Below are 1,099 nucleotides of genomic sequence, written 5' to 3' on the forward strand. Positions count from 1 at the left end.
ACGACATCGAGATCGACGAGCAAATCGGCGACCAGCTTGGAGCGCATCGCGGCGCCCCGGTCCGCGTGCAACGTCAGCTGACCAGGTACGATCCCCTCCTTGTCGCAGGTGTGCCCGATGAGCGCTTCCGCGAGCAGGTCCGATTCACGATCGGCGATCATCCAGCCGACCACGTAGCGGCTAAAAATATCGAGTATGACGTACAGATGGAAGTGCGCCGACTTGACCGGCCCCTTCAACTTGGTGATATCCCACGACCACACCTCACAGGCCCGCGTGGCGAGCAGCTCGGGCCGCGTATAGGCCGGGTGCACCAGCTCGTCGCGGCGTCCACGCGTGCCGCTGCAGGCACGCAGGATACGGTAGAAGGTCGACACCGAGGCCAGGAATATCCCTGCATCGAGCAGCATCGCATACGCCGTGCGCGGTGCAACGTCGACATACTCGGGCGAATGAAGGACGTCGATGACCTCCTGGCGTTCACCCTCGCTCAGCGCAAGCGGCGAGCGACGAGGACGGCGTACCGTATGCAGCGCCTGGCGCGTTTCTCGGCGGGCACGGTAGTAGCTGCCGCGCGCCAGACCCATGCCGGCGCAGGCGGCGCGCACGCCCATTTCCGCCACGAGTTCCGAGGTCGCCTCCATCACAGTGAATCCTCTTCCGGTGGCAAACCCAGGAGATTGCAAAGTTTTTTTTGGGCCGCGATAATGAGCTTGGCCCGCTCAAGCTGTTTGGTGAGCTTTTCATTGGTCAGCTCAAGATTGGCGACGCGCCTGTCCACCGCTTTGGCCGCATCCGGCTTCGGTCCGCGCTTCGTGTTCGGTATGGCCGCATCGCTTGCCGCGATCAGCAGCCGCCACTTGCTCAGATGTGAGCTGTACAGGCCCTCGCGGCGCAACAGCGCTCCGATGGCGCCTGGCGCCGTGCACGCGTCGGCCTCACGCACAATGCGCTGCATATACGCGGTCGTGAACTTGCGGCGCCTCGCTACAGCGACCACCTCTGCACTTGATGCCGGTTCCGTAATGCCTGATGGGTGTTCTGCTGCTGGTGTCATGTTCAATTCCATATGTGTGCCAACTTCCTTAATTAGACTGAT

General features: G+C 62.3%; 1 protein-coding gene and 1 pseudogene. Both read right to left on the bottom strand.

Annotation, left to right across the window (positions count from 1 at the left end; all coding sequences use genetic code 11):
• Window positions 1-644: DDE-type integrase/transposase/recombinase (locus ACP7D4_RS28055; protein WP_426212721.1), on the bottom strand; the 644-nt coding region annotated here is incomplete at its 3' end.
• Window positions 644-1,099: pseudogene (locus tag ACP7D4_RS28060) on the bottom strand (hypothetical protein); the annotation flags it as partial. The gene ACP7D4_RS28055 and the pseudogene ACP7D4_RS28060, both read right to left, overlap by 1 nt.

It is taken from the genome of Massilia sp. TWP1-3-3, assembly GCF_049897805.1.
GTDB lineage: Bacteria > Pseudomonadota > Gammaproteobacteria > Burkholderiales > Burkholderiaceae_D > Telluria_A.